Here is a 19,588-nt window from a genome sequence, read left to right on the forward strand (position 1 = left end):
GATGACTGAGCGTCAGCCCGCCGAAGGCGTGCGGGAGAAGGACCGGCCGTGGCTCATGCGCACGTACGCCGGTCACTCCACGGCCGAGGCGTCCAACGAGCTGTACCGGCGCAACCTCGCCAAGGGTCAGACGGGCCTGTCGGTCGCGTTCGACCTGCCCACGCAGACCGGCTACGACTCCGACCACATCCTCGCCCGCGGCGAGGTCGGCCGGGTCGGTGTGCCGGTCGCGCACCTCGGTGACATGCGCCGGCTGTTCCAGGACATCCCCCTGGAGCAGATGAACACCTCGATGACGATCAACGCCACCGCCATGTGGCTGCTGGCGCTCTACCAGGTCGTCGCCGAGGAGCAGGGTGCGGACATCACCAGGCTCCAGGGCACGACCCAGAACGACATCGTCAAGGAGTACCTGTCCCGCGGCACGCACGTGTTCCCGCCGGGGCCGAGCCTCCGTCTGACGACGGACATGATCGCGTACACGGTCTCCCACATGCCGAAGTGGAACCCGATCAACATCTGCAGCTACCACCTGCAGGAGGCGGGCGCCACGCCGGTCCAGGAGATCGCGTACGCGATGTCCACGGCGATCGCGGTCCTGGACGCCGTCCGGGACTCCGGTCAGGTGCCGCAGGAGCGCATGGGCGACGTCGTCGGTCGCATCTCCTTCTTCGTGAACGCCGGCGTCCGGTTCATCGAGGAGATGTGCAAGATGCGCGCCTTCGGGCGGATCTGGGACAAGATCACGCTTGAGCGCTACGGGATCCAGAACCCCAAGCACCGCCGCTTCCGCTACGGCGTCCAGGTCAACTCCCTGGGCCTGACCGAGGCGCAGCCGGAGAACAACGTCCAGCGGATCGTGCTGGAGATGCTGGCCGTGACCCTCTCCAAGGACGCACGCGCGCGTGCCGTCCAACTCCCGGCCTGGAACGAGGCGTTGGGCCTGCCCCGCCCCTGGGACCAGCAGTGGTCGCTGCGCATCCAGCAGGTCCTGGCGCACGAGAGCGACCTGCTGGAGTACGAGGACATCTTCGAGGGCTCACACGTCATCGAGGCGAAGGTCGCGAAGCTTGTCGAGGAGTCCCTCGCCGAGATCGAGCGCATCCAGGAGATGGGCGGCGCGATGGCCGCCGTCGAGTCCGGCTACCTCAAGTCGCAGCTCGTCTCCTCGCACGCCGAGCGCCGCGCTCGTATTGAGTCCGGTCAAGAGAAGATCGTCGGCGTCAACATCTTCGAGACGACCGAGCCCAATCCACTCACCGCGGATCTCGATACAGCCATCCAGACAGTTGATCCAGCTGTCGAGGCCCGGGTCATCGCCTCCCTGCAGCACTGGCGCGACACCCGCTACCAGCCGCCCTTCAACCACCCGCGCCCGTGCAAGGCGCTGGAGAAGCTGAAGGAGGCCGCCAAGGGCACCGACAACCTCATGGAGGCCACCCTGGAGTGCGCCCGCGCCGGGGCCACGACCGGCGAGTGGGCCGGGGCCCTGCGCGAGGTGTTCGGCGAGTTCCGGGCCCCGACGGGCGTGTCGTCCGCGCCGGTCGCGGTCGCCGCGGCGGAGGGCTCGGCGCTGAGCGAGGTGCGCCGCAAGGTGGAGGACACAGCCCGCGACCTCGGCGTCGGCAAGCTGCGCTTCCTGGTCGGCAAGCCGGGCCTGGACGGGCACTCCAACGGCGCCGAGCAGATCGCCGTGCGGGCCCGTGACGCCGGCTTCGAGGTGGTCTACCAGGGCATCCGGCTGACGCCCGAGCAGATCGTGGACGCGGCCCTCGCCGAGGACGTGCACGCGGTAGGGCTGTCCATCCTCTCCGGTTCGCACGCCCAGCTGGTCCCGGACGTGCTGGAACGCCTCCGTGTGGCCGGTGCCACAGATATACCGGTGATCGCCGGTGGCATCATCCCCAATGGTGACGCCGAACAGCTGCGGGCCGCCGGAGTGGCCGCGGTCTTCACCCCGAAGGACTTCGACATCACCGGAATCATCGGCCGCATCGTCGACGAGATCCGGACAGCGAACAAGCTCGACCCCCTGGAGGTCCCCGCATGACCACGCCCGTCAACCGTCTGCGTCCGCGACGCTCCTGTCTCGCGGTCCCCGGGAGCAACCCCCGCTTCCTGGAGAAGGCGCAGGGCCTCCCCGCCGACCAGGTCTTCCTCGACCTCGAGGACGCGTGCGCGCCGCTCGCCAAGCCCGAGGCGCGGCACACGATCGTCAAGTTCCTCAACGAGGGCGACTGGACCGGCAAGACGAGGGTCGTGCGCGTCAACGACTGGACGACCGAGTGGACGTACCGCGACGTCGTCACGGTCGTCGAGGGTGCCGGCCAGAACCTCGACTGCATCATGCTGCCGAAGGTGCAGACGGCCCAGCAGGTCGTCGCCCTCGACCTCCTGCTGACCCAGATCGAGAAGACCATGGGCTTCGAGGTCGGCAAGATCGGCATCGAGGCGCAGATCGAGAACGCCCAGGGCCTCAACAACGTCAACGAGATCGCGACGGCGTCCCAGCGCGTCGAGACGATCATCTTCGGCCCGGCCGACTTCATGGCCTCGATCAACATGAAGTCGCTGGTCGTGGGCGAGCAGCCGCCGGGCTACCCGGCGGACGCCTACCACTACATCCTGATGAAGATCCTGATGGCCGCCCGCGCCAACAACCTCCAGGCGATCGACGGCCCCTACCTGCAGATCCGCAACATCGACGGCTACCGCGAGGTCGCCCGGCGCGCCGCCGCGCTCGGCTTCGACGGCAAGTGGGTGCTGCACCCGGGCCAGGTCGAGGCCTCGAACGAGATCTTCTCGCCCTCGCAGGAGGACTACGACCACGCCGAGCTGATCCTGGACGCGTACGACTACTACACGTCCGAGGCGGGCGGCAAGAAGGGCTCCGCGATGCTCGGCGACGAGATGATCGACGAGGCCAGCCGCAAGATGGCGCTCGTCATCTCCGGCAAGGGGCGTGCCGCGGGCATGCAGCGCACGTCGAAGTTCGAGATCCCGGAGGCCTGAGCGCGATGCAGTTCGGACGCACCTACGAGGAGTTCGAGGTCGGGGCGGTCTACAAGCACTGGCCCGGGAAGACGGTCACGGAGTACGACGACCACCTCTTCTGTCTCCTCACCATGAACCACCACCCGCTCCACATGGACGTCAACTATGCGGAGAACACGACGGACTTCGGCAAGAACGTCGTCGTAGGCAACTACATCTACTCGCTGCTGCTGGGCATGTCCGTGCCGGACGTGTCGGGCAAGGCGATCGCCAACCTGGAGATCGAGTCCCTGCGGCACGTGGCGCCGACCTTCCACGGCGACACGATCTACGGCGAGACGACCGTCCTCGACAAGACGCCGTCGAAGTCGAAGAACGACCGCGGCATCGTCTACGTCGAGACCAAGGGCTACAAGCAGGACGGCACGCTGGTGTGCGTGTTCCGCCGCAAGGTCATGGTCCCCACCGAGACCTACATCAAGGAGCGCGGCGGCGAGCAGCCGGGCCGCCCCGAGCTCAAGCAGCAGGAGAAGTAAGCCATGGCCCGTCTCGCCCAGACCGCCGGTCTGACCGACATCCAGCAGGAGATCCTCTCCACCGTCCGCGACTTCGTGGACAAGGAGATCATCCCGGTCGCCACCGAGCTGGAGCACCGCGACGAGTACCCGCAGCAGATCGTCGACGGCCTCAAGGAACTCGGCCTGTTCGGCCTGATGATCCCCGAGGAGTACGGGGGCCTGGGCGAGTCGCTCCTCACCTACGCCCTGTGCGTCGAGGAGATCGCCCGCGGCTGGATGTCGGTCTCCGGCATCATCAACACCCACTTCATCGTGGCGTACATGCTCAAGCAGCACGGCACGCAGGAGCAGAAGGACCACTTCCTGCCGCGCATGGCGGCCGGCGACATCCGCGGCGCCTTCTCCATGTCGGAGCCGGGCCTCGGCTCGGACGTGTCCGCCATCACCTCGAAGGCGGTCAAGGACGGCGACGAGTACGTCCTCAACGGCCAGAAGATGTGGCTGACGAACGGCGGAACGTCATCTCTGGTCGCCGTACTGGTCCGAAGTGATGAAGGACACCCCGAGGGCACCGCGCCCCACAAGTCGATGACGACCTTCCTGGTCGAGAAGGAACCCGGCTTCGGAGAGGTCCGCCCCGGCCTCACCATCCCCGGGAAGATCGACAAGATGGGCTACAAGGGCGTCGACACCACCGAGCTGATCATGGATGGCCTGCGGATTCCGGCCAACCGCGTGCTCGGCGGCGAGACCGGCCGAGGTTTTTACCAAATGATGGACGGCGTGGAGGTCGGCCGTGTGAACGTGGCGGCGCGTGGCTGCGGCGTCGCTCAGCGTGCGTTCGAGCTCGGCGTCCAGTACGCCCAGCAGCGTCACACTTTCGGCAAACCGATCGCCCAGCACCAGGCCATCCAGTTCAAGCTGGCCGAGATGGCTACCAAGGTCGAGGCCGCGCATGCCATGATGGTGAACGCGGCACGCAAAAAGGACTCTGGGGAACGAAACGACCTTGAGGCCGGGATGGCGAAGTACCTCGCCTCCGAGTACTGCAAGGAGGTCGTGGAGGACGCGTTCCGAATCCACGGCGGCTACGGCTTCTCCAAGGAGTACGAGATCGAGCGCCTCTACCGTGAGGCTCCGATGCTGCTGATCGGTGAAGGTACCGCCGAAATCCAGAAAATGATCATCGGTCGCAGGTTGCTCGAAGAGTATCGGTTCCAGGGTTAGATGTCCGGATACGGGGTGTTTTCTTGGAGAAGAAGATCACACCCCGTCAGCACTCTTCGGTCGCCGACTCGGCTTCCTGGCTTGCCCAGTTGCGGCCCGCGACCGGTACCATCCCGGGAAAGCCGCCGTCCCCCGTTACTGCGCGGCATCATCCGCTACGAAGGTCATCCATGCCCCACAGCCAAACCTCTGCACCACGCGACAGCCGGGCCGGCGTACGCCTCGCGCGCGGAGCATCGCCGTGGCTTCTGCCGACCGTCGCCACCGCAGCCCTCAGCCTGGCCCGTGCGCGCCGCTCCGGCGTCGCCAAGGCCGTGGCCGTGCCCGCCACCGCGCTAGCGGCGGGCATGCTGTGGTTCTTCCGCGACCCCGAGCGCGAGATCGCCCCGGGCCGGGTCATCTCGCCCGCCGACGGTGTGGTGCAGAGCATCATGCCGTGGAAGGACGGCCGTACCCGCGTCGCGATCTTCATGAGCCCGCTCAACGTCCACGTCAACCGCGCGCCGCTCTCCGGCACGGTGACGTCGGTCGAGCACATCCCCGGCGGGTTCGTTCCGGCGTTCAACAAGGAGAGCGAGAACAACGAGCGCGTAGTCTGGCACTTCGACACCGAACTCGGCGACATCGAGATGATCCAGATCGCCGGCGCGGTGGCCCGCCGCATCGTGCCGTACATCCCGCAGGGGACGAAGGTCGAGCAGGGTGACCGCATCGGTCTGATCCGCTTCGGCTCGCGCGTCGACATCTACCTGCCCGAGGGCGTGGACGTCGCGGTCGAGGTCGGCCAGAAGACCGTGGCTGGGGTGACTCGCATTGACCGTGATTGATCCTGATACCCAGGCGGGCTGGGTGCCCGAGGCCGACGAGGTGGACGAAGAGGAGGAGATGCCCCTCTCCCTCCGCCTCTCAATAGCGGACACCCTCACCCTCGGCAACGCCACGTGCGGCTTCATGGCGGTGTACTTCACCACCACCGGCATCCTGATCCCGCACCTCACCGGCGACCAGGAGACCGGCATGGCCCGCAACAGCGCGGCCACGGCGGTCATCCTGATGCTGTGCGCGGCGGTCTTCGACCTGTTCGACGGCCTGGTGGCGCGCAAGCTGCGCTCCTCCCCCATGGGCGCGGAGCTGGACAACCTGTCGGACCTGATCAGCTTCGGTCTGGCGCCGGCGTACTTCGTCCTCGTCTACGGCATGGTCGCGGAGGGCGCTCATCAGCGGGTGGCCGCGGTCGGGGCAATCGTGGTGCTCTTGGCCGTGGTACTGCGCCTGGCGAGATTCTCGTGCGTGACCGTCCCGAACGGCATGTTCCAGGGCATGCCGTCACCGTTCGGCGCACTGACGGTCGTCTCGATCGTCCTGCTGGAGCTGCCCTTCTTCGCGACGCTCCTGGCGATCCTCGGTACGGCCTGGCTGATGGTGAGCCGGGTCGAGTACCCGAAGCCGCGGGGTCGTCTCGCGGTGGCGATGCTGTCCTGGATCGTCGTGTCGATGGGCCTGCTGGCGGCATGGGCGTTCGACGCCCCCAGCGGCCAGCTGCTCCTCCAGACGGGGTGTGCGCTCCAGTTGGTCACCGGTGCGGTGATTCCGCTGTTCGCCACGGCCCGCCGGGTGAACAACTTCCGCGACAACCGGCGCGAGGCGCGGGCGGCGCAGCTGCCCTGACCCTCGCCCCCACTGACGGGTGTGGCCCGAGCCTTGAAGGCTCGGGCCACACCCGTTTCGCGTCACCCGTTCTGCGTCACCCGTTTCGGGTTCAAGGGCGTACGGCTTTGCCCTTGACCGGTCAACTACCCCTGGACCGGGCCGGGTTGCAGAGAAGAGGGGCGGGGAGGATGGTGGAAACCGGGGGATTCCACTGGAAATTGACCGGGACATATCCCCATTCGGGGGCGCGGGATTCAGCGATGGGGATTCATCCCTCCTCTCGGATCGGAGGACAGCCATGCCCGCATCCGGACTCACTCCCACGGATCATGTCGTCCCACACATCTCGACGATTCCGGCGAACGGGAGTCAAACGGTGGGCCTGTTCGTGCGCGAGTACCGCAAGCCCAACACGCCCGACGCGCCGCCGGTGCTGATGCTCCACGGCAGAAGCACACCCGCGGTCGCCGGCTTCGACCTCGTGGTCCCCGCCGGCTCCGGCGGCCCCGCCACCCGCTACAGCTGGGCGCAGCAGCTCGCCCAGCACGGCTACGACGTCTTCCTGATGGACCTCCAGGGCAACGGGCGATCGCCCCGCCCGGAGATGGACAACCCGTGCAACGCCAACCCGGCGCAGCAGGAGTCGGTACTCGTCCCCAACCCGCTGACCGCCAAGTGCACACCGAGTTACCCGCACCAGCTGGGCAACGCCGAGAGCGAGTGGGCAGAACTCAACACGGTGGTCCAGTTCATCAAGACCCAGACCGGCACGACCGGCCCGATCGACTTCATCGGCTGGTCCGCCGCGGCCTTCGTCATGGGGCCCTACATCCTCCAGCACCCCGAGAACGTCAAGAGCCTGTTCCTGCTCGCCCCGATCTTCCCGCCGGGCGGCCGCTGGTCCGGCGACATCTCGAACCCCTTCGGGCGCCCGGCGGAGGCGGCGACCCTGCCCCTGTCCACACCGGCAGTCCTCTGGGGCTTCCCGATGAACGTCGGCAGCAAGACCGGCTTCAAGAGCGCCTGGGACCGCGAGCAGGGCAGCCCGCTCCAGCGGGAGCCCAACATGGGCGACGTGGTGTGGGACGCCATGATGGCGAACGACGCCGTGGGCAGCACCTGGGGACCGGAGCTGTCACCGGGCGTCTTCGAAGGCGTCCTGCGCTACCGCAACACGTACTGGTGGGGCTGGAACAACCAGACCGCACCGCTCAAGGACGCGTCGGACACCGCCATACTCGGTGACCGGGTGCCCGTGGCCATCGTCTACGGCGAGCTGGACAGGCAGGCCAACACCCCGCCGGTCCCGGTGCTCCCGCCGGTTCTGACGTTCTCCGTCCCCGCCCTGTACAACGCGGTGCAGGGGTCGCACAAGCTGATGTTCGAGCTGGCCGATGTGGGACACTCCGTCGTCTGGGAGCGCCCCGCCAAGGTGGTGCACCACATGTCCATGCAATGGCTCGACAAGGGCAGGATCGAGGACCAGACCAGCGGCAGCTTCTACCGTGACGACGACGGCGGGCTGACTCCGCTCCCCTAGGATCTCCGCCCGGCTTCCTGGGGCCCCGGGCTCAGCTCAGGAAGTCCCGCCCGATCTGCTCCGCCACCCGCTCCAGGATGGGGCCGGCGTCCGCGATGCACTTCGCGACGTCCGGCTCCTCCGCCGTGAGGGGATACGCCCGCCGGATTCCGGCCCGACCGAGCGCCTCGGGCGGCAGGGCGAGCCGCCCGCACACCGCCACGACCTCCTTGTCGCGGGCACGTGCGGCTGCCGCGACCCCCGCCGGGGCCTTGCCGTGCAGGGTCTGCTCGTCCAGGGAGCCCTCGCCGGTGATCACCAGATCCGCCCACTCCAGCGCCGCCGCGAAGCCGAGCACGTCGAGCATCACCTCGATGCCGGGGCGGAAACGGGCACCGAGGAGCAGGGCGCCGTAGCCGATGCCGCCCGCCGCTCCCGCGCCCGGGGACGCGGCGCATTCCGCCGCCTTCGCGCCGACCGCTTCCTCCAGCACCTTCGCGTAGTGCGCGAGGGCCGTGTCCAGGCTCGCCACGTCGTCCGGGGAGGCGCCCTTCTGCGGGCCGTAGACGGCGGGTGCGCCCTTCGGTCCGGTCAGTGGGTTGTCGACGTCGCTGGCCAGGACCAGTTCGACGGAGGCGAGGCGCGGGTCCAGGCCGGACAGGTCGGCGGAGGCGAGCTCCCTCAGTCCGCCGCCGCCCGGGGGAACCGGCTCACCGTCCGCGTCCAGGAACCGCGCGCCCAGTGCGGACAGCATGCCGGCACCGCCGTCGGTGGTCGCGCTGCCGCCGACGCCGAAGACGATCGTGCGCGCGCCCGCGTCCAGCGCGGCCCGCAGCAGTTCACCGGAGCCGTACGTCGATGCCGTGAGCGGCGCGAAGACGCCGGCCGGCAGCCGCTGCAGCCCGCTCGCCTCGGCCATCTCCACGACCGCCGTACCTGCGCGCAGTGCGAAGGCCGCCGTCACCTCGTCGCCCAGCGGCCCCGCGACACGCACCTCGTGCCGCTCGAAACCGGCCGCGACCGCCGCGTCCACGGTCCCGTCGCCGCCGTCGGCCACGGGCAGCGACTCCACCTGGAGCTCCGGCACGACCCGGCGCAGCCCGGCCGTCACCCGCTGGGCGACCTGCACGGCCGTCAGCGACCCCTTGAACTTGTCCGCGGCGATGAGCACGCGCTGTGTCACCTGTTTCCCCTTGCTCTCCGGGCCTCGCGCACGTCAAGGCCAGTCGCGCCGCTGCGACCTTAACCGGCGGATGCCGCCGGCGTCATTCCGTGACCGCAGCCTGGACGCCTGGCGCTCCGCGGGATGAGCGAATACGCCGTCGATCGTCTGCAGCGTCGTCGTGGCTGGTCGCGCCCACGCGGCGGAGCCGCACATCGACACAGCCCCGCGCCCCTTTGGGGCGCGCCCCTCGTCGAACGCCGCGCAGCCTGCGGCCAAATTGGGTAAACCTTCTGCTATGACCCCTGTGGGCACTGAGCCAGAGCTCGCGGACCGCATCCTCGGGGGCTGGCTGGGCCGGATCTCGGGCAACATGCTCGGCAAGCCGGTCGAGCAGGGCGACCTGTGGACGCGGGACCGGATCGACCGCTATCTGCGGCAGGCCGCCGCCCTGCCCCTCACCGACTATCTTCCCGAGCCCGCCGACGAGAGCGACGGCTTCGAGCTGCGCCCCGAGTGGCGGCAGTGCGTGCGCGGCCGTATCCACGGCAGCTGCCGCGACGACGACGTCGACTACGCGATCCTCGGCCTGGACCTCCTGGAGACGCACGGCTTCGACTTCAGCACCGAGCAGGTGGGCGAGCTGTGGCTGCTGCGGCTGCCCTATCTGCAGACGTTCACGGCGGAGCGGGCCACCTACCGCAATCTCGCCAACGGGCTGAAGCCGCCGCTGACGGCCACGTACGACAACCCGTACCAGGAGTGGATCGGCGCCCTGATCCGCGCCGACATCTATGGCTGGACCTGCCCGGGCACCCCGCGCCGCGCCGCCTCCCTGGCCCGCCGGGACGCGGTGCTGTCGCACACCGGCAACGGCGTGTACGGCGCGATGTGGGCGGCGGCGCTGATCGCGGCGGCGTTCACCGCGCCCACCGTGCGGCACGCGGTCGACCAAGCCCTCGCCGTCATCCCGGCGAGCAGCCGGCTCGCCCGTACCGTGCGGCGGGTCGTCTCCCTCCACGACACGCGGATGACCTGGGAGGACACGCTCACGACGGTCGCCGAGGAGACCGCCGGGCTCGGCTGGATCCACACCATCCCGAACGCCGCCGTGCTCACCGCGGGGCTTCTGTACGGCGACGGCGACTTCACCCGCACCATCACGCTCACCGTCCGCGGCGGCCTGGACACCGACTCCAACGGGGCGACGGCCGGCTCGGTGGCCGGGGTGCTGAGCGGGGCCGACGCGATTCCGGCGCAGTGGAAGGAGCCACTGGAGGACACGGTCCGCAGTGCGGTGTTCGGCTTCGACGGGGTACGGATCAGCGAGCTGGCGGAGCGGACGGTGCAGCTGGCGGAGGCGGAGATCCAGCCGAAGGCCGAGCCTGGCCTGTCATCCCCGGCCGGGCGGTGAGGACGGGAGAAGGCTGCGCGGGCTGGTTACCCTTCCTGGATGACGTCCACGCCAGACTTCGCCACGTACCTCGCCGGCCTGCCCCGGATTCTCGCCGGGGCCGCCGCCCTCTTCCGCGACGCCGAGGGCCGGGTGCTGCTCGTAGAGCCCAACTACCGTGAGGGCTGGGCCCTGCCGGGCGGCACGATCGAGTCCGACGACGGCGAGACCCCGCGCCAGGGCGCGCGCCGCGAGACGCTCGAGGAGATCGGTCTCGACCGCGAACTGGGCCGGCTGCTCGCGGTCGACTGGGTGTACAAGCCGAGCTGGCCGCCGCTGGTGGCCTACCTGTACGACGGCGGCCTCCTCGACGAGGACGACCTCAAGGCGATCCGCCTCCAGGAGGAGGAACTGCTCTCCTGGCGCCTCGTGCCCCGCGAGGAACTCGACGACTACCTGCTGGGCACCCTCGGTCACCGCGTCCGGGTCGCCCTGGACGTCCTGGCTGAGGGCTCGGGCACCGCCGAGCTGGAGAACGGGCGGCGGGTGGCGTGACCGGGCGTCGACTCACCCCTCGGGATCGCGGGGCTTGAGGTCCACCTCGCGCAGACCCTCGTCCCTCGCGGCGACCCGGGCCTCGGTCCGGTGGCCGCGCTCGATGTAGTCGCGGACGACCAGCTCGACGGCGTCCTGAGGGTTGCCGACGCCCGCAAGGACCATGACTTCCACGACGAGTTCGGCATCGAGCGAGACGGTGACCTTGGCCATGGCCGGAACCTAGCACCGGAGAGCGCCCACGAATATCCGTTCGCCGCACCCGGTCCTGCGTCCTACCCTCGGTGCCATGAGCAAGCCCCTCGTCGCGATCCTCAGCGGTGCCGGTATCTCGACGGACTCCGGGATTCCCGACTACCGCGGCCCGAACGGGCTGTGGCGGAAGGATCCCGGGGCCGAGAAGCTCGTGACGTACGAGTACTACATGGGCGATCCGGAGATCCGGCGGCGGTCGTGGCAGATGCGACGCAAGAACCGGGCGCTGAAGGCCGAACCCAACGCCGCGCACCGGGCGGTGGCGGAGTTGGAGCGGTCCGGGGTGCCCGTGCGGGTGATCACGCAGAACGTCGACGGGCTGCATCAGCTCGCCGGAATGCCCGCCCGCAAGGTGCTCGAACTGCACGGCTCCGCACGGAGTTTCGTGTGCACCGGGTGCCATGCGCGCGGGCCGATGGAGGACGCTCTCGCCCGGGTCGAGGCCGGGGAGGACGACCCGGCGTGCCTGGAGTGCGGGGGGATTCTCAAGTCGGCGACCGTGATGTTCGGCGAGCGGCTCGATCCGGTGGTCCTCGGTGAGGCTCTCGCCATCACCAAGGCCTGCTCCGTGTTCATCGCCGTCGGCACCAGCCTGCAGGTGCAGCCCGCGGCCGGGCTCGCCGGCGTCGCCGCCGACAACGGGGCGCGACTCGTGATCGTCAACGCCGAGGCGACGCCGTACGACGACCGGGCCGACGAGGTGATCCACGAACCCATCGGCACCGCACTGCCGGAACTCCTGGACCGGTTGAACGCGGAGAGCCGCAGCTAGTGCTGTGACCGGGAAGGTGCACTGCCTCCCGGCCGGGATGAATGCGGGGGGAGCGTGAGTTGAGTGTGGTGACGGATCAGGTGATCGTCGTGTCGCCACCGGACTGCCACCGAAAGGCAACCTCATGCCCCTGCTGCGCCTGGGCGTCTCCCTTCAACCACGCTGGCCGCTCGACGACGGAGCCGGCGTGCTCCGCGCCGCACGCCACGCCGAGGAATTGGGCTTTGATCATGTCGCGGTCGGCAACCGGCTCCTGGACAGCGGTTTCGGCCTCGACGCGGACCCGCTTGTCCTGCTGTCGGCCGTCGCAGGGGCGACCACGCGCCTGCGGCTGCTGACGTCCGTCCTCGTCGCGCCGTACTACCCGGCGCTGGTGCTCGCCAACCAGGCAGCCACCCTGGACGTGGTGTCCGGCGGCCGCCTGATCCTGGGCGTCGGCACCGGCTGGAACCCGGACGAGTTCGCGGCCGTCGGCGTGTCCGCGCGTGAACGCGGTGCACGCACCGACGACCACCTCGCCGCCGCCAAGGCCCTGTGGACCCGACGGCCCGCGGACTTCGACGGGCCTTTCACGACACTGCGTGAGGCGCACTTGGGAGTGCCTCCGCTCACCGCCGGCGGTCCGCCCGTGTGGGTCGGCGGACACAGTGACGCAGCCCTGCGCCGGGTGCTGCAGTTCGGCGACGGCTGGTACGGCACCGGCGCCGACGCCGCGGAAGTCACCGACGTCCGGCGCCGCCTGTATGCCCTCGCCGACGGCGGGGGAAATGTCGACCGCATGGCGCTCGCTTCAGCTGCCTTCCTCACTCCGCCCGGTATCCCCGCGGCGGTTCCGCCACCGGGGCGACCACTCGGGGGCGCTGCGCCCACCGCAGCGAGCGTCGCCGACGACCTCGAGCAGCTCGCCGAGGCAGGGCTCACCGATTGCACCCTGTGGCTGCCCGTCGCGGCGGAGCATGTCGAGGCGGCGATGGAGTGGGTCGCAGCCGAGATCACCCCACGACTCACCTGATGGCGTGGCAGGGAACGGGGTGATCAAGCGACCGCATCGAGGGGGCGTCCGCCCCAGCGGATGCCCTTCCCCCAGCGGCGGATGTCCGCGCCGGTGGAGGCGGCCTCCCGCCCATTGAGCGGTCCAGACATTCCAGGCCGATCTCATTGAACCGGTGGACAACCTCCCGCACCGTGACCTCGTCGGCCTGGACCAGCCGGGCGATCGCCGGGGCCGGTTCCCCCGCGGACGCCGGCAGCATCATGGCCCGCCGCTAGCGCACCGAACCGGTACCACCCCGGCGCACGATCTGCTGCACGTATGCGCCGGGCACGGTGTCAGCTCCCGGCCGGGACGATGGTGCCGAAGGAGGCTGCGGCGATCTGCTGTATGTAGCGCATCTCGGTGCCGTCGAGGTTGTTGGGGTTGAGGGAGTAGACGATCTTACGGGAGAGGTCTCTGGTGGCGAAGACGCCGCTGGTGCAGCCGGGCCTGGAGCCGGTCTTGCCCCAGAGCACGACGCCGTTGGAGGCCTTGACCCGCATCAGGCCCATGGTCATGCAGGCCCGGCCGGCGTCCGCCTGGGTGCGGCACTGGCTGCTGTGGTGGCTCGGGACGTCGGGAACCGTGAAGAGCTCGGCCTGCTGGGCCGGCGGCAGGAGTCGGCCGCGGAACAGCTCGGTGATGAAACGGTCGAGGTCGGCGGGGGTGGAGATCATGCCGCCCTCGGCCCAGGGCCAGGGGCTCTGCTCGGTGACGTCCACCGGGTGCCTGGTGCCGTCCGCGGACTTGACCATCAGATAGCCGTGCGCGTGCGGGCCGGGCAGGTCCGGGTCGTCCGCGTCGGGGACGTAGGTGTCGTGCAGGCCGAGGGGGCGGGTGATCCGGGACCGCACCTCGTGGGCGAAGGTGTGCCCGGTGATCTTCTCGACCAGCACGCCGGCCACGTAGTAGTTCATGCCGTTGTACTGCTGCGCGGTGCCCGGCGCGAACTGCATCGGCTGACCGGCCATCAGGTCGATCACCTGCTGCGGGGTGAAGCTCTTCAGACGGTTGGCGGCGAACCATTCGGGGCTGCCGTCGCCGAAGTCCGGGTTGGCTGCCGTGCGCGGCAGGCCGCTGGTGTGGTTGAGCAGTTGGCCCACCGTGACCGGCGGCAGATCCGCGGGCAGAACGCCCGGCAGGTAGTGCTGGACGGGTGTGTCCAGGTCGATCCGGTGCTCGGCCGCGAGTTGGAGCACGACGGTGGCGGTGAAGACCTTGGAGATGCTGCCGATCCGGACGTGCCCGTTGCGCGGGACGCCCTGGCCGGTCGTCAGGTCGCCCACGCCCGAGGTGCCCGACCAGTGACCGGCGCTTCCCGTGATCCGCAGCAGTGCGCCGGTGACGTCCTCGCTGGGCAGGCCGCCTATGGCAGCCCTGAGCTCGACCGGGTCGAGCGTGGGCAGCGGCGTGCCGGTCGTCGCGGCCGCGGGCGCCATGGCCGGGATCGCGGCGGAGGCGGGGGCGGCGACGCTCACGGCCAGGGCGGCCAGCACGGCGCCGGCGGCTGCCACGGTGGACCAACGGGTACGACGCACGGAGCAGTTCACGACAGGGCTCTCCCAAGATGACGGGTCGGGCCGGCGAACACCCGGCCCGACCACGAGTCTCATGCACCCCGGCAGCCCCGCCCATCAGGAACGTCCCCGACCAACCCCCCATCGCACCCCGACAACTGACTCGGGGTCAGGGTCATACCTGATCAGGGTGCCCTGTCAGAACAGGGCGGTTCCCCGCTCGAAATCGAGCAGTCGTCGTTTTCGGTCCAAGCCGCCGCCGTAGCCCGTCAGGCTGCCGTTCGCGCCGACGACTCGATGACAGGGGACGATGATGCCGATCGGGTTCTTGCCGTTGGCGAGGCCGACAGCGCGGGAGGCGGACGGGTTGCCGAGGGCCGCGGCGAGTTCGCCGTAGGAGCGGGTCTCGCCGTACGGGATCTCGCGGAGCTGCGCCCACACGGTGCCCTGGAACGGGGTTCCGTGCAGGTGGAGTTCAAGGGTGAACTCCTTCAAGTCCCCTGAGAAATAGGCCTCCAGCTGTTCCTCGGCCTCGGCGAAGAGGGTCTCGTCCCGTGCACCGAAGGACTCCTCCGGTGGGCGGTGGCGCTGTTCGGTCATGTAGAGGCCGCACAGGATGCCGTCGGCGGCGACGAGAGTCAGGGGGCCGTACGGGCTGTCGATCACGGTGTGGTGCTTGACGGGACTCATCGCGAACGTCCTTACACAGGCAGGAAGTTGATCGGGTGGCTGTCGGTCGCCCACAGGTACTGCACCGCGTACGCCCGCCAGGGTCGCCAGGCCGCCGCGCGTGCGGTGAGGGCCCCCGGGGTGGACGGGAGGCCCAGCTCCTGGGCGGCGCGGCGGATGCCGAGGTCGGTCGGGAGGAAGGCGTCGGGGTCGCCGAGGGCGCGCATGGCGATGACGTCGACGGTCCAGGGGCCGAATCCGGGAAGGGCGAGGAGCATGGCGCGGGTTTGCGGCCAGTCGCTCTCCGGGCCCAAGTGAATGGTTCCGTCGGCGAGTTGGCGTACCAGTGTGGTGAAGGTGGTACGGCGGGTGCGGGGCATGGCCAGGGACTCGGGGTCGAGGGCGGCGAGTGCCTCCGGGGTGGGGAAGAGGTGGGTGAGGCCGCCCTCGGGGTCGTCGATCGGGTCGCCGTGTGCCGTGACCAGGCGGGACGCGTGGGTGCGGGCGGCGGCCGTGGAGACCTGCTGGCCGAGTACGGCGCGTACGGCGAACTCCGCCTCGTCGACCGTGCGCGGGACGCGCCGGCCGGGGGCCTTGTCCACCAGCGGCGCGAGCAGCGGGTCGGTGCGGAGCTGGTCGTCGATCGCGACCGGGTCGGCGTCCAGATCGAGCATCCGTCGGCAGCGGCTGATGGCGACGGGCAGGTCGCGCAGGTCGCTGAGGGTGAGGCGGCAGGCGATGTGGTCGGGCTCGGGGGCCAGGGTCGCGATGCCGTGGCCGTAGGGGAGGCGGAGGGTGCGGCGGTAGGCGCCGTCGCGCCACTCCTCCACACCCGGTACGGCGGTCGCCGCGAGGTGGCCGAAGAGGTTGTCCGGGTTGAGCGGGGTGCGGAAGGGGAGGCGGAGGGTGAGAGCGCCGGGTGCCGCGGGGGCGTTCTTCTTCGGCAGTCCCGCCCGCAGTTCGCTCGGGGAGAGCGCGAAGACCTCGCGCACGGTGTCGTTGAAGGTGCGGATCGAGGAGAAGCCGGCGGCGAAGGCGATCTCCGCCATGGGGAGGACGGTCGTCTCGATCAACAGGCGGGCCGTCTGGGCGCGTTGGGCGCGGGCCAGGGCCAGGGGGCCGGCGCCGAGTTCGGCGAGCAGCTGGCGTTCGATCTGGCGGGTGCTGTAGCCGAGGCGGGCGGCGAGGCCGGGGACGCCGTCGCGGTCCACGACGCCGTCGGCGATCAGGCGCATGGCGCGGGCCACGAGGTCGGCGCGCTGGTTCCACTCCGGGGAGCCGGGGCTGGTGTCGGGGCGGCAGCGCTTGCAGGCCCGGAATCCGGCCTGCTGGCAGGCGGCGGCGCTCGGGTAGAAGGTCATGTTCTCGGGCTTGGGCGGTACGACCGGGCAGCTGGGACGGCAGTAGATGCGGGTGGTCAGGACCGCCGTGAAGAACCATCCGTCGAAGCGGGCGTCCTTGGACTGGACGGCGCGTACGCAGCGCTCTCGGTCGGTGTGCATCCCGTTCTGCATGCGTCCAGCATCGGCGATGGGCGGCGCCGGGGCTGGCGAGAATCCGACATCAAGGTGGTGTGGGCTGGAGCGGTGCGGATCACCCTCTCCTCTGCGCTGTACGTGATGGGTACGCTGCCCTGCATGGACCGTGGACGGCAGCGACCGATGTGGCCGCTGTACGCGGCGGGGTTCACCACCGCCTTCGGGGCGCACGGTATCGCCGCGAACCTCGGTGGTGCCGGAAAGGGCGCGGTCACCTCGCTGCTCGTCCTGGGCGGTCTGCTCGCGCTCTACGACGGTGCGGAGGTCGTGCTGAAGCCGGTGTTCGGCACGGTGGCCGACCGGGTGGGGGCGCGGCCGGTGCTGCTCGGCGGGCTGGTGGCGTTCGCCGCGGCGTCCGCGGTGTACGTCCTCGCGGACAGCCCGGGGTGGCTGTGGGCCGCGCGGCTCGGGCAGGGGGCGGCGGCGTCCGCGTTCTCGCCGGCCGCCTCCGCATTGGTGGCCCGGCTCAATCCGGCGGCCAAGCATGGGCGGGTCTTCGGGAGTTACGGCTTCTACAAGTCCGTCGGCTACACGCTCGGGCCGCTGCTCGGCGGGGTGCTGGTGTGGGCGGGCGGGCTGCGGCTGCTGTTCGCCGTGCTGGCGGTGCTCGGTGCCGCCGTCGCGGTGTGGGCACTGGTCGCCGTACCCGTCGTGGCGCCGCTCCCCCGCGCCCGGCAGACCCTGCTGGACCTGGCGCGACGGCTGACGGACCCGGCGTTTCTCGTACCGACGGCCGCACTCTCGGGTGCCACGGCCGCGCTCTCGGCCGGGGTGGGCTTTCTGCCGGTGTCCGGTGCGGTGGCGGGCCTCGGGACGGTGGCGACGGGTGCCGCGGTGTCGGTGCTGGCCGCGTGCGCGGCGGTCGTACAGCCGCGTGCCGGGCGGGCCTTGGACGCGGGGCGGCTCACCGCGGGCGCCGGGCTCATCGCCGGGCTGCTGCTCGCGGCGACCGGCCTGGCCTGCGCGATGCTGCCGGGCCTGACCGGCGTCCTGCTCGCCGCCGCCCTCATCGGCACCGGCACGGGTCTGATCACCCCGCTGGGCTTCGCGGCCCTGGCCTCGGCGACTCCGCAGGAACGGCTCGGGCAGACGATGGGCGCGGCGGAACTCGGGCGCGAACTGGGGGATGCGGGCGGGCCGTTGCTGGTGGCGGGGGTGGCGGCCGCAGCGACCCTGACGTACGGGTTCGGGGCGTTGGCAGTGGTGTTGGGGTGCCTGGCGGTGGGGGTTGTCGCGGGTGTACGGAGGGGGACGGCCGGAGCCCCGCGCTGAGGCGGGAACGGGGCCGCGCAGTCGCCGCGCACGCCGCGTCGACAGCCGGGGTGACCGGATGACGGGGCGCACGCACGCGGTACGCGCCAGCAGCTCCCGCCCCGCCCCCCATCGGGTAGACACCCGCCGCCCGTCCACGCTGGACAAGCGCCCGCGCCCCGTCGGGCCCAGGCGAGCGCCCGGCCCCCGCCCGGTCCAGGCCGGCCCCGCCCGTCCACCCCTGGCAAAGGACCCGCCCCATTCCGGCCCGCCCACCCTGGACAAGCGCGCGTCCGTCCTCAACCCCTGGGCAAGCACCCGCCCCTGACCAGCCCAGGCAAGCCCCCGACCTCCACCAGCCCAGGCCGGCCCCGCCCGTCCACCCCTCGCAAAGGACCCGCCCCATTCCGGCCCAGGCGAGCCCCCCCTCCCCCGCCCCGGACAAGCACGCGTCCGTCCGCAACCCCTGGGCAAGCACCCGCCCCCGACCAGCCCCGGAAGGCGCCCGCCACCCGTCCACCCCGGCCAAGCCCCTGCCCTACGTCCAGCCCAGGGGAGCCCGCACCCTCGCCCGCCCTCGCCCCCGGGCCAACTGCCCGCCCTAGGTCAGCACGCTCCCCAGAAGCTGCAGCAGATCCCCCGTCGCGTCCGCCGCGCCGAGTGCGGGCAGGATTCCGAGGGCCAGTACCGCCGCGGCGATCGGGCGCAGGTGGGGTGGCGGGGCCGTCTGCAGGGCGGCTACGCGGCGGGTGACTGCGCGGTCGGAGAAGTGCAGTGCGCAGCCGGGGCGGTGGGCGACGAGGGCGGCTCGGGCCAGGGCCTGAGCCGTGGTGCGGCGATCGCCGACCGCGGTGGCGGCCTGTTCGTCGGCCCAGCGCTCCACCAGGTAGGCGACCGTCGTACGCACCGGCACGAGCAGCGGGTTCGCCGCGGCGGCGAGGGTGACCGCGTGGACCAGCAGGGAGTGGCGGTGGGCGAGGTGGGCGCGCTCGTGGGCGAACAGGACGCGGCGTTCGGCGGGGCTCAGCGCGGCGAGCATCGCGGAGGTGACCAGGATCCGGCCCGGGGTGCCGGGCACCGCGAACGCCTGCGCGGTCGGTGAGGCCGCGACGACGAGTTCGGTGCCGTCCGGGTGGCCTTCGCACAGGCGGCGCAGGGTGCGGCGGGTGGCGCGTTCGGCGCGGACCGCCCGCAGGAGCCGGCAGGCGGCCACCGCGAGTATCGCGAGCGCGGCGATAGCGACGATTTCGGGGACCGGATCGGGCAGCACCCGGCCGTCCTCACGGGCGTCGGCGACGACCGGCGGTGCCTCGTCGACGAGCGTGACGGTCAGCAGGACCAGCGCCCAGGTCGTGGCGCCCGCGGCGAGGACGGCAGCCGCGGTCAGGGCCCGGGCCGCCGGAGCGGGCGCGAGGCGCAGGCCGACCTGAGGGGTCACGACGGCGAGCAACAGGGACAGGAGGAGCGGGGTGTAGACGTCGATCCTCATGGCCCGCGCCGCCTCCCTCTCCTAGTGATCCCCGTTGCCGCTGCGG

General features: G+C 70.8%; 18 protein-coding genes and 1 pseudogene. 12 read left to right on the forward strand and 7 right to left on the reverse strand.

Annotated elements, in window-relative coordinates:
• Position 1: 1 nt before the first annotated feature.
• The 7 genes from ACWDAG_RS03320 to ACWDAG_RS03350 all read left to right on the forward strand — a co-directional run bounded on the left by ACWDAG_RS03320 (position 2) and on the right by ACWDAG_RS03350 (position 7,929).
• Positions 2 to 2,050: a protein meaA gene (locus tag ACWDAG_RS03320; protein WP_450693854.1), complete on the forward strand. Its 2,049-nt coding sequence runs from the start codon at positions 2 to 4 to the stop codon at positions 2,048 to 2,050.
• Positions 2,047 to 3,012 carry an HpcH/HpaI aldolase/citrate lyase family protein gene (locus tag ACWDAG_RS03325; RefSeq protein ID WP_123972515.1) on the forward strand — a complete coding sequence of 322 codons (966 nt, stop codon included), beginning with the start codon at positions 2,047 to 2,049 and terminating at the stop codon, positions 3,010 to 3,012. The genes ACWDAG_RS03320 and ACWDAG_RS03325 overlap by 4 nt, the downstream gene beginning before the upstream one ends.
• Positions 3,013 to 3,017: 5 nt before the next feature.
• Complete coding sequence (locus tag ACWDAG_RS03330) at positions 3,018 to 3,530, forward strand: MaoC family dehydratase (RefSeq protein ID WP_099932427.1); 513 nt, start codon at positions 3,018 to 3,020, stop codon at positions 3,528 to 3,530.
• A gap of 3 nt (positions 3,531 to 3,533) precedes the next feature.
• Positions 3,534 to 4,739, forward strand: coding sequence for an acyl-CoA dehydrogenase family protein (locus tag ACWDAG_RS03335; protein WP_062710448.1), 1,206 nt, complete (start codon positions 3,534 to 3,536; stop codon positions 4,737 to 4,739).
• A gap of 170 nt (positions 4,740 to 4,909) precedes the next feature.
• On the forward strand, positions 4,910 to 5,566 hold the full coding sequence (locus tag ACWDAG_RS03340) for a phosphatidylserine decarboxylase (protein ID WP_099932426.1): 657 nt from the start codon (positions 4,910 to 4,912) through the stop codon (positions 5,564 to 5,566).
• Entirely contained in the window at positions 5,553 to 6,407 is an 855-nt protein-coding gene (pssA, locus tag ACWDAG_RS03345) for a CDP-diacylglycerol--serine O-phosphatidyltransferase (protein ID WP_450693855.1), read from the forward strand. Before ACWDAG_RS03340 ends, pssA begins: the two co-directional genes overlap by 14 nt.
• Before the next feature lie 358 nt (positions 6,408 to 6,765).
• Positions 6,766 to 7,929 (forward strand): alpha/beta hydrolase, encoded by a 1,164-nt coding sequence (locus ACWDAG_RS03350; protein ID WP_450693856.1) that lies wholly within the window; start codon positions 6,766 to 6,768, stop codon positions 7,927 to 7,929.
• Between the two features lie 31 nt (positions 7,930 to 7,960).
• Here ACWDAG_RS03350 and ACWDAG_RS03355 read toward each other — a convergent pair whose 3' ends face one another.
• Positions 7,961 to 9,079: a glycerate kinase gene (locus ACWDAG_RS03355; RefSeq protein ID WP_450693949.1), complete on the reverse strand. Its 1,119-nt coding sequence runs from the start codon at positions 9,077 to 9,079 to the stop codon at positions 7,961 to 7,963.
• Positions 9,080 to 9,368: 289 nt separating this feature from the next.
• Here ACWDAG_RS03355 and ACWDAG_RS03360 point away from each other — a divergent pair, with 289 nt between their 5' ends.
• Entirely contained in the window at positions 9,369 to 10,484 is a 1,116-nt protein-coding gene (locus tag ACWDAG_RS03360) for an ADP-ribosylglycohydrolase family protein (protein ID WP_450693857.1), read from the forward strand.
• Between the two features lie 39 nt (positions 10,485 to 10,523).
• The gene (locus ACWDAG_RS03365; protein WP_450693858.1) at positions 10,524 to 11,018 is read left to right on the forward strand and encodes an NUDIX domain-containing protein; all 495 of its coding nucleotides are present in this window, start codon (positions 10,524 to 10,526) and stop codon (positions 11,016 to 11,018) included.
• Positions 11,019 to 11,030: 12 nt separating this feature from the next.
• On the opposite strand, the gene ACWDAG_RS03370 is transcribed toward ACWDAG_RS03365, so the two are convergent.
• Positions 11,031 to 11,231: a DUF2191 domain-containing protein gene (locus tag ACWDAG_RS03370; RefSeq protein WP_450693859.1), complete on the reverse strand. Its 201-nt coding sequence runs from the start codon at positions 11,229 to 11,231 to the stop codon at positions 11,031 to 11,033.
• A gap of 76 nt (positions 11,232 to 11,307) precedes the next feature.
• Between ACWDAG_RS03370 and ACWDAG_RS03375 the strand changes: the two genes are divergently transcribed.
• Both ACWDAG_RS03375 and ACWDAG_RS03380 read left to right on the forward strand, forming a co-directional pair.
• The gene (locus ACWDAG_RS03375) at positions 11,308 to 12,045 is read left to right on the forward strand and encodes an SIR2 family NAD-dependent protein deacylase (RefSeq protein ID WP_450693860.1); all 738 of its coding nucleotides are present in this window, start codon (positions 11,308 to 11,310) and stop codon (positions 12,043 to 12,045) included.
• Between the two features lie 124 nt (positions 12,046 to 12,169).
• On the forward strand, positions 12,170 to 13,057 hold the full coding sequence (locus ACWDAG_RS03380; protein ID WP_450693861.1) for a TIGR03619 family F420-dependent LLM class oxidoreductase: 888 nt from the start codon (positions 12,170 to 12,172) through the stop codon (positions 13,055 to 13,057).
• A 157-nt stretch (positions 13,058 to 13,214) separates the two neighbouring features.
• Here the strand turns inward: ACWDAG_RS03380 and ACWDAG_RS03385 are convergent.
• The 4 genes and pseudogenes from ACWDAG_RS03385 to ACWDAG_RS03400 form a co-directional block, all read right to left on the reverse strand.
• Positions 13,215 to 13,301, reverse strand: a pseudogene (locus ACWDAG_RS03385) (hypothetical protein); the annotation flags it as partial.
• A 73-nt stretch (positions 13,302 to 13,374) separates the two neighbouring features.
• Entirely contained in the window at positions 13,375 to 14,616 is a 1,242-nt protein-coding gene (locus tag ACWDAG_RS03390) for a serine hydrolase domain-containing protein (protein WP_450693862.1), read from the reverse strand.
• A gap of 177 nt (positions 14,617 to 14,793) precedes the next feature.
• Positions 14,794 to 15,285, reverse strand: a complete 492-nt coding sequence (locus ACWDAG_RS03395) for a methylated-DNA--[protein]-cysteine S-methyltransferase (RefSeq protein ID WP_450693863.1) — start codon at positions 15,283 to 15,285, stop codon at positions 14,794 to 14,796.
• An 11-nt stretch (positions 15,286 to 15,296) separates the two neighbouring features.
• Complete coding sequence (locus ACWDAG_RS03400; protein ID WP_450693864.1) at positions 15,297 to 16,778, reverse strand: AlkA N-terminal domain-containing protein; 1,482 nt, start codon at positions 16,776 to 16,778, stop codon at positions 15,297 to 15,299.
• 147 nt (positions 16,779 to 16,925) lie between these two features.
• On the opposite strand from ACWDAG_RS03400, the gene ACWDAG_RS03405 reads away from it, so the two are divergent.
• Positions 16,926 to 18,074, forward strand: coding sequence for an MFS transporter (locus ACWDAG_RS03405; RefSeq protein WP_450693950.1), 1,149 nt, complete (start codon positions 16,926 to 16,928; stop codon positions 18,072 to 18,074).
• A gap of 580 nt (positions 18,075 to 18,654) precedes the next feature.
• Here ACWDAG_RS03405 and ACWDAG_RS03410 read toward each other — a convergent pair.
• Positions 18,655 to 19,542, reverse strand: a complete 888-nt coding sequence (locus ACWDAG_RS03410; RefSeq protein WP_450693865.1) for a M56 family metallopeptidase — start codon at positions 19,540 to 19,542, stop codon at positions 18,655 to 18,657.
• Positions 19,543 to 19,588 lie beyond the last annotated feature (46 nt).

Source organism: Streptomyces sp. NPDC001157 (assembly GCF_053598255.1).

What these genes read in the sequence shown, in the direction of transcription:
- ACWDAG_RS03320 (WP_450693854.1), top strand. Translation starts at nt 2, where the DNA reads ATGACTGAGCGTCAGCCCGCCGAAGGCGTGCGGGAGAAGGACCGGCCG.
- ACWDAG_RS03325 (WP_123972515.1), top strand. Translation starts at nt 2,047, where the DNA reads ATGACCACGCCCGTCAACCGTCTGCGTCCGCGACGCTCCTGTCTCGCG.
- ACWDAG_RS03330 (WP_099932427.1), top strand. Translation starts at nt 3,018, where the DNA reads ATGCAGTTCGGACGCACCTACGAGGAGTTCGAGGTCGGGGCGGTCTAC.
- ACWDAG_RS03335 (WP_062710448.1), top strand. Translation starts at nt 3,534, where the DNA reads ATGGCCCGTCTCGCCCAGACCGCCGGTCTGACCGACATCCAGCAGGAG.
- ACWDAG_RS03340 (WP_099932426.1), top strand. Translation starts at nt 4,910, where the DNA reads ATGCCCCACAGCCAAACCTCTGCACCACGCGACAGCCGGGCCGGCGTA.
- ACWDAG_RS03360 (WP_450693857.1), top strand. Translation starts at nt 9,369, where the DNA reads ATGACCCCTGTGGGCACTGAGCCAGAGCTCGCGGACCGCATCCTCGGG.
- ACWDAG_RS03365 (WP_450693858.1), top strand. Translation starts at nt 10,524, where the DNA reads ATGACGTCCACGCCAGACTTCGCCACGTACCTCGCCGGCCTGCCCCGG.
- ACWDAG_RS03370 (WP_450693859.1), bottom strand. Translation starts at nt 11,231, where the DNA reads ATGGCCAAGGTCACCGTCTCGCTCGATGCCGAACTCGTCGTGGAAGTC.
- ACWDAG_RS03375 (WP_450693860.1), top strand. Translation starts at nt 11,308, where the DNA reads ATGAGCAAGCCCCTCGTCGCGATCCTCAGCGGTGCCGGTATCTCGACG.
- ACWDAG_RS03380 (WP_450693861.1), top strand. Translation starts at nt 12,170, where the DNA reads ATGCCCCTGCTGCGCCTGGGCGTCTCCCTTCAACCACGCTGGCCGCTC.
- ACWDAG_RS03395 (WP_450693863.1), bottom strand. Translation starts at nt 15,285, where the DNA reads ATGAGTCCCGTCAAGCACCACACCGTGATCGACAGCCCGTACGGCCCC.
- ACWDAG_RS03400 (WP_450693864.1), bottom strand. Translation starts at nt 16,778, where the DNA reads ATGCAGAACGGGATGCACACCGACCGAGAGCGCTGCGTACGCGCCGTC.
- ACWDAG_RS03405 (WP_450693950.1), top strand. Translation starts at nt 16,926, where the DNA reads ATGTGGCCGCTGTACGCGGCGGGGTTCACCACCGCCTTCGGGGCGCAC.
- ACWDAG_RS03410 (WP_450693865.1), bottom strand. Translation starts at nt 19,542, where the DNA reads ATGAGGATCGACGTCTACACCCCGCTCCTCCTGTCCCTGTTGCTCGCC.